The sequence below is a fragment of the Lentzea aerocolonigenes genome (assembly GCF_000955955.1).
GTDB classification, from domain to species: domain Bacteria; phylum Actinomycetota; class Actinomycetes; order Mycobacteriales; family Pseudonocardiaceae; genus Lentzea; species Lentzea aerocolonigenes_A.
Genome location: NZ_JYJG01000576.1, coordinates 1 through 6996 on the forward strand (window position 1 = coordinate 1; position 6996 = coordinate 6996).

Genomic DNA, 6996 nt, shown 5'->3' on the forward strand with positions numbered 1-6996 from the left:
TCCTGAGGAGGTGGACCATGTCCGGTCTGCTCGTCAAAAGCTTCGACAAGCCCGAGGAGACCCGTCCCTTCGAACAGGGCATGGGTCAGATGGAGCTGCTCAACCTCGACTCGGGCCCGGTCGGCCGTGGCGTCTTCCAGCCGGGCTGGCGCTGGTCGGAACACGTCAAGCCGATCGCGCAGACCGACAGCTGCATGGTGGCGCACAAGGGTTACTGCGTCTCCGGCCGGATGCAGATCGTGATGGACGACGGTCAGCAGGAAGAGATCGGGCCCGGCGACTTCATGACGGCCGAGCCCGGCCACGACGCGTGGGTGATCGGCGACGAACCCTGCGTGCTGGTCGACTGGCAGGGCGAGTCCGACTACGCCAAGCGGAAGTGATCACAACCCGTTCAGCAGCAGTTGCAACGTGAACTCGAACCGCTCGTGCCCCTCGCCAGAGTTCAGCTTGTCCGCGTGCTCGACCGTGTGCGGGAACCGGCTCACCGGCAGCATTCGCAGCCGCGCCAGGATCTCGTCGCGGTCGACCACGCGGCTGTCCTCCGCGCGGTCCGGGTGACGGCGCAGTGACGCCTCGACCGTGTAGGCGCTGACGTAGAGCAGTGCGGCGTCGATCGCCCACGCCGCCGGCTTCGGCGCCACGCCACCGGCGAGCAGGATCCCGAGCAGGCCCTCGGTGATCCGCAGCGTGTCCAGGTTGGCCGGGGCCGCCGCGAGGGCTGCCTGCGCGATGCCCGGATACCGCAGGAACTGGTCGCGCAGCTGGCCGCAGACCTCGACGAACTGCGCGCGCCAGCGGGCGGCGTGCGGCGTGGGCACCGACACGTTCCGGCTCAGGGTGCCGATCAGCAGGTCGTCGAGCGCGGCCTTGTTGCGCACGTGGGCGTAGAGCGAGGCCGGGCCGGTGCCGAGCGCGGCGGCGACGCGGCGCATGGTCAGCGCGGCGAACCCCTCGGTCTCGACCAGGGCGAGCGCCGTCGTGACGATGCGGTCGACCGTGATCGGCTCCTTGCGCACCACAGGTGCGTCCAGCGCCGCGATCTGGGCCGCCCACTCTTCCCGCGACGAGCTCTTCCGCTTCATGTCACCTACCCTACCAGTTGACACGAACAGTGTTCGTCCGTAGAACGGTGTTCGTGTCAACTCAAACCTCCCCGCGGTCGCTGCGGGAAGCGTGGATCGCCCTCGCCGGGCTGTCCGCGGTGTTCCTGTTCGAGATGCTCGACAACTCGATCCTCAACGTCGCGCTGCCCACGATCGGCCGCGACCTGAACGCCTCGACGACCGCGTTGCAGTGGGTCTCGAACTCCTACGCCGTCGTGTTCGGCGGCCTGATGCTGGTGTTCGGCGCGGTCGCGGACCGGTTCGGGCGTCGTCGCGTGATGCTCGCCGGCCTGGTGCTGCTCGGCATCGCGAGCCTGGCGACCGTGTTCGTCACGTCCGTCGCCGAGCTGATCGCGGTGCGGTCACTCATGGGCGTCGCGGCGGCGATGACCACGCCGGGCTCGATCGCGCTCGCGTTCCGGCTGTTCCAGGACGACGACCTGCGCGTGCGGGCGATGACGTTCATCTCCACCGTGGGCCTGGTCGGCCTCGCGGTCGGCCCACCGCTCGGCGGCTTCGTGCTCACCGTCGCGCCGTGGCAGGCGTTGCTGCTGATCAACGTGCCGATCTCGGTGTTCGCGTTCGCCGGCATCAGCCGTGGCATCGGCGCCGACACCGAGTTCCACCGCGACCCCGCGGACGTGCTCGGCGGCGTGCTCGGCACCGCGGCCATCGTGCTCGCGCTCATCGTGCCGACGTTGTTCGTCGAGCAGGGCGCCGGGTCGTGGATGACGTGGACCGCCGTGGCATTGACGATCGCGATGGCGTTCCTCTACGTCGTACGCGCGCGCTCGGCGAGCCACCCGTTGCTCGACCTGAAGCTCGTCGCCCGCCCGTTGGTCGCCAGTGGTCTCGCGTACAAGGCCGCGACCGGGCTGGCCGCGGCCGGTCTCACCTACCTCGTCACGCTCCAGCTGCAGCTCGACTGGCAGTGGTCGCCCGCGCTGGCCGCCGCGGGCATGCTGCCGCAGGTCGTCGTGCTGATCGCGAGTGGCCCGTTCGTCAACCGGTTCGTGCGCTGGGCCGGACTCGACCGGGCCGCGTGGCTCGGCGGCGCGGTCACCGTCGCCGGGCTGGCCGTCTACGCGCTGTTCGGCCGTCTCGGGTACGTGCCCGTCGCGACCGCCCTCGTCCTGGTCGCCGCCGGCATCCGCGTGGTCGGTGCCGTCGCGGGCGTGAACGTGCTGAAAGGCCTGCCGGAGAACAGGACCTCGATCGGTGCCGCGCTCGTCGACACCGCCTCGCAGGTCACGTCGGCCGCAGGTGTCGCCGTCAGCGGCACCGTCCTCGCCCTGATGTTCACCGGCACCATCGCCCAGCCGGACTGGACCACCGTCCAGACCGTGCAGTTCGAGAACGCGGTCACCACGGGCAGTCTGCTGCTCACCGCCGTGGCGGCCGCGCTCGTCGGCTGGGCCTACCTCCGGATGCGTCGCGCCTAGGAGCGCTGGTCCACCGGCACGTACTCGAACGTCGGACCCGCGCCCGCCTTCATGAGTCCCTGCGCCAGCCCCTTCAACTGGTACATCGTGCCGACGGTGGCACCGAGCTGAGCCGGGTTGCCGTTGAAGACCTCTTCGAGTTGGTAGAGCAGCAGGCAGTAGGCGTTGTTGAACTGCTCCTGCGCGACGCGGATCTCACCGCCTTCCGGGTAGTCCGCCATGCGGGGATTCGGCCGCATCGGCAGCACGCCGTCGTAGTCCACGACGATCGGTTCCCCGGTCGGCCCGGACTGCGGCGTGTCACCGCTCCGGTAGCGGCGGCCGTGCTTGAGCTCCTGGAACCGGTAGTAGTGCGCCACTTCCTCGCGGTCGGGGTGGAAGACGTCACGATCGCCGTCCCACACGTCGGTGCGCGCGGCTCCCTCACCCTGTTCCACGATCTCGCCCAACGCGGCCAGGGCGGACTTCAGGTCGTGCACCGGCAGCACCGAGCCGCCGGCGGTGCGCAGGTGGAACTCCCCGATCTGCCGCTCAGGGTCGCCGCAGAAGACCTGCTCCTCGCCGAGCTTCTCGCACAACGCGCGAATGCCCGCCGCGATCGCCGCGTAGAACTGCCCGATCGTCTCGTACCCGTCCGCCTCGGCCGGGGCGTCCGCCGACGCGGGCTGCTCGATGCGCAGGAACAGTTCCAACGCGTCCGGGCCGAACGGGGCGAGGTGCACGTGCACGGACTTGTCGCCGTGCGGCAACGGATGCGGGTACGGCGGCAGGAGTTCCGGGGTGTCGAGCTTCGGCTCGCCGCCCACGGCGTTCAGCAGGTTCGCCGCCAGCGCGAGGTGCAGCATCTCCTCCGCGAACACGCCGCCGACGACCTGGGCGGCTTCGGCGTTGCGGCCGGGGTCGAGCGAGTACAGCGCGCACAGGTACGGCGGAATGGTCGCGTGTTCGAGCTCGATCGCCCATTGCAGGTGGCGGCGGAGGTCCTCGAGCGTGTCCATTGTGGATCCCATCTCGGTGGTGTCGGTGTCGACAACCAAGACAAGGCAGCGTTCCGAGTTGTGACAGCCGCGTGTCACAACTCGCAGGGCTGCCTTGTCGTAAGTGGGTGACCGCTCTGGAGTTGTTCTCGGCTGCCCGTCCGCGTCTGTTCGGCATCGCGTACCGGATGCTCGGCAGCGCGCTCGACGCCGACGACCTGCTGCAGGAGGTCTGGCTGCGCTGGCAGGACTACGACCACGCCGAGGTGCGCAACCCGGCCGCGTTCCTGGCGACGATCACCACCCGGCTGGCGATCAACGCAGGCAAGACCGCGCGGGCCCGCCACGAGACCTACATCGGCCCGTGGCTGCCCGAACCCGTCGACACCTCCGCGGACCCGCAGCTCGGCGCCGAACGGGATGCGGCGCTGGAAGTCGCCGTGCTGGTGCTGCTGGAGAAGCTCACGCCGACCGAGCGGGCCGCGTACGTGCTGCGCGAGGCGTTCGACTACCCGTACCCGCAGATCGCCGAGATCGTCCAGACCAGCGAGGCCGCGGCCAGGCAGCTGGTCAGCCGGGCGCGCAAACACCTCGCTCAGGAGCGCACCACGACGGTCAGCACCGAGGAACAACGCCGGTTGCTCACGGCGTTCATCGCCGCCGCGAAGAACGGGGATCTCGCCGCGCTGGAGGAACTGCTCGCCGAGGACGTCGTGAGCTACGCGGACAGCAACGGCAAGGTTCGCGGCGCGTCGAAGGTCCGTCTCCTCGGCAGGTCCGCGGTGGCGAAGGTCGTCCAGACGGCCTCGCCGGTGTTCTGGGCCGGCGCCGAAGCCACGATCACGCCGGTGAACGGCCGGCTCGCCGCCGTCGTCACGCGCGGCGGCGTCCCGTTCTGCGTTATCAACATGGTCGCGTCAGATGACGGCATCGACCAGCTGATGTGGATGATGAATACGGACAAGATTCTCCAGAACAGACATTTCACATTAAGTATGTAAAGTTTCCTATCATATTGACCAGAGGTCTAGACGTATGCGACTCTCACGGAAATCGCCGCCCTGCAACGAGATCCGGTCTCACGGAGTGAGGGGCTCATGCGCAAAACCCTGCACGCACTGGCTTTGGCGGCTGTCACCGCCACCAGTCTGATCTCCACGGCGGCCGCGGCACCGGCCGCGACCCCCTACGTCCCCGGCACGCTTCGCCCGTCCGCGGACCAGGCCACGCAGGACGCGGCGCTGATGAAGTACTGGAACTTCTGGAAGACCAACTTCCTGAGCACCAAATGCGGTTCCGGTACTTATGCCGTGCTTTCGAAGGACGCCGACCACGCCTACGTCGCCGAGGGCGAGGGCTACGGCATGACGATCGCGGCGATGATGGGGAGCAAGGACACCCAGGCGCGGGCGATCTTCGACGGCATCCTGAAGTTCGTGAAGGCGCACCCGTCGGTCAACAACAAGGACCTGCACGCGGCCGAGCAGGACGCGAACTGCAAGAGCGTCAACGGCAGCGACTCCGCGACCGACGGCGACCTGGAGATCGCGTACGGCCTGCTGATCGCGGACAAGGTGTGGGGCTCGTCGGGTTCGGTGAACTACCTGGCGGAGGCCAAGCGGGTCATCAACGCGATCAAGAAATCCGAGGTCAACTCCAGCTCCCACTACATGCTGCTGGGCGACTGGGGCAACGACGCCGAGTACAAGAACAGCTCGCGGTCGTCGGACTGGATGCCGGGCCACTTCCGGGCGTTCGCCAAGGCGACCGGCGACTCGACCTGGACGACCATCCGCACCACGCACGAGAACGCGATCACCAAGCTGCAGTCGCAGTACGCGAGCTCGACCGGTCTACTGCCCGACTTCGTGGTGAACACCAACAGCACCCCGAAGCCCGCGCCCGCGAACTTCCTGGAGGGCCAGTACGACGGCGCCTACAGCTGGAACGCGTGCCGCGACCCGTGGCGGCTCGGCGCGGACGCGATCACCGCGGACGGCAGCGCCGCGAAGGCCCAGGTCCGCAAGATGAACTCGTGGATCCAGACCAAGACCGGCGGTGACCCGGCCAAGATCGGTTCCGGCTACAAGCTGAGCGGCTCCGCGACCGAGTCCGGCGAGCACCCGTGCTTCACCGCGCCGTTCGCCGTGGCCGCGATGACCGACCCCGGCAGCCAGGCGTGGCTGGACAAGCTGTTCACGCAGATCACCAAGTTCAGCCCGGACAAGACCGACTACTACGGCACGGGGATCACGCTGCAGGTGCTGATCATCCTGTCGGGCAACTTCGTCGCTCCCTGACCTCCGTCCCTCTACCCAGCCTCGGAGGTTTCCTTGTCCAGCAACAAGTACTGGGCGTTCGCCGCTGCTGTCGCGCTGGCGACGCAGTGGACGCCCACGGCGTTCGCCGCCGACACCGTCACCGTGTCGACCGCGGCACAGCTGAAGGCGGCCCTCGCGGCCGCTGTTCCCGGCCAGACGATCTCGCTGGCGGCGGGCACGTACCACGGTGCGTTCCTGACGCAGAAGGCCGGCACGTCCGCCAAGCCGATCACGCTGACCGGCCCTGCGAGCGCGGTGCTGATCAACGACGGCCCGGCCGGTGACCCGCCTGACTGCCCAGCGCCCGCACCGGGATTCGACTCCGGGTACGGGCTCTGGCTCGTCAACGCGCCCTACTGGAACCTCACCGGGTTCACGGTCGCGCAGTCCAAGAAGGGCATCGTCGCGGACAACTCGCACCACACGGTGATCGATCGCGTGACGGTGCATCACGTCGACGAGGAGGGCGTGCACTTCCGGAAGTCCTCTGCCGACAGCATCATCCGCAACTCCAAGGTCACCGACACCGGCCTGGTGCAGACCGGGTACGGCGAAGGTGTCTACATCGGATCGGCCGAGTCCAACTGGGAGTGTCACGGCAACAGCGGCGGCATCGACAAGTCCGACCGCGTCCAGGTGCTGAACAACACCATCGGCCCGAACGTCACCGCTGAGCACATCGACATCAAGGAGGGCACGGCCGGCGGCGTGATCCGCGGCAACACCTTCAACGGCGCCGGGATCTCGGGTGAGCACTCCGCCGACTCGTGGGTGGACGTGAAGGGCTCCGGATACCTGTTCGACGGCAACACCGGCACGTTCCGCAAACCCGGCACGCTGGCCAACGGGTACGAGACGCACCAGATCACCGGCAGCGCGAGCGGGTGCGGCAACACCTGGAAGAACAACAAGTCCGATGTCGGCGGGTCCGGCGAGTACGCGATCAAGATCACGACGTTGTCGCAGTGCACGAGCAAGCCCAACGTCGTACACGCGTCCAACACGGTGACGGGCGCGAAGAAGGGGCTGACCAACGCGAAGGTCACGCCTTAGGTGACACCGGTCGGTCCTCGCGTGCCTGTGGGGACCGACCGGCCGTCCCTGCTGCGTCCGGCGTCTGCAAGTACCACCAACTCTTGATCAAATCGCC

Annotated in this window: 7 protein-coding genes; 5 read left to right on the forward strand and 2 right to left on the reverse strand. The window is 68.2% G+C overall.

The features are described 5' to 3' along the window. Positions 1-383: cupin domain-containing protein (locus UK23_RS47310; RefSeq protein WP_330770660.1), on the forward strand; the 383-nt coding region annotated here is incomplete at its 5' end. Here UK23_RS47310 and UK23_RS47315 read toward each other — a convergent pair. Further along, positions 384-1085 carry a TetR/AcrR family transcriptional regulator gene (locus tag UK23_RS47315; protein WP_045318426.1) on the reverse strand — a complete coding sequence of 234 codons (702 nt, stop codon included), beginning with the start codon at positions 1083-1085 and terminating at the stop codon, positions 384-386. Positions 1086-1138: 53 nt separating this feature from the next. Between UK23_RS47315 and UK23_RS47320 the strand changes: the two genes are divergently transcribed. Continuing rightward, positions 1139-2548, forward strand: coding sequence for an MFS transporter (locus UK23_RS47320; RefSeq protein ID WP_330770661.1), 1410 nt, complete (start codon positions 1139-1141; stop codon positions 2546-2548). Here UK23_RS47320 and UK23_RS47325 read toward each other — a convergent pair. Next, the gene (locus tag UK23_RS47325) at positions 2545-3546 is read right to left on the reverse strand and encodes a ferritin-like domain-containing protein (RefSeq protein ID WP_231115010.1); all 1002 of its coding nucleotides are present in this window, start codon (positions 3544-3546) and stop codon (positions 2545-2547) included. The genes UK23_RS47320 and UK23_RS47325 overlap by 4 nt on opposite strands. 107 nt (positions 3547-3653) lie before the next feature. Between UK23_RS47325 and UK23_RS47330 the strand changes: the two genes are divergently transcribed. The 3 genes from UK23_RS47330 (at position 3654) to UK23_RS47340 (ending at position 6899) form a co-directional block, all read left to right on the forward strand. Then, complete coding sequence (locus UK23_RS47330; RefSeq protein WP_196778196.1) at positions 3654-4526, forward strand: sigma-70 family RNA polymerase sigma factor; 873 nt, start codon at positions 3654-3656, stop codon at positions 4524-4526. 96 nt (positions 4527-4622) lie between these two features. After that, complete coding sequence (locus UK23_RS47335; RefSeq protein WP_045318428.1) at positions 4623-5825, forward strand: glycosyl hydrolase family 8; 1203 nt, start codon at positions 4623-4625, stop codon at positions 5823-5825. A 33-nt stretch (positions 5826-5858) separates the two neighbouring features. Beyond that, on the forward strand, positions 5859-6899 hold the full coding sequence (locus UK23_RS47340) for a right-handed parallel beta-helix repeat-containing protein (RefSeq protein ID WP_045318429.1): 1041 nt from the start codon (positions 5859-5861) through the stop codon (positions 6897-6899). Positions 6900-6996: the final 97 nt, after the last annotated feature.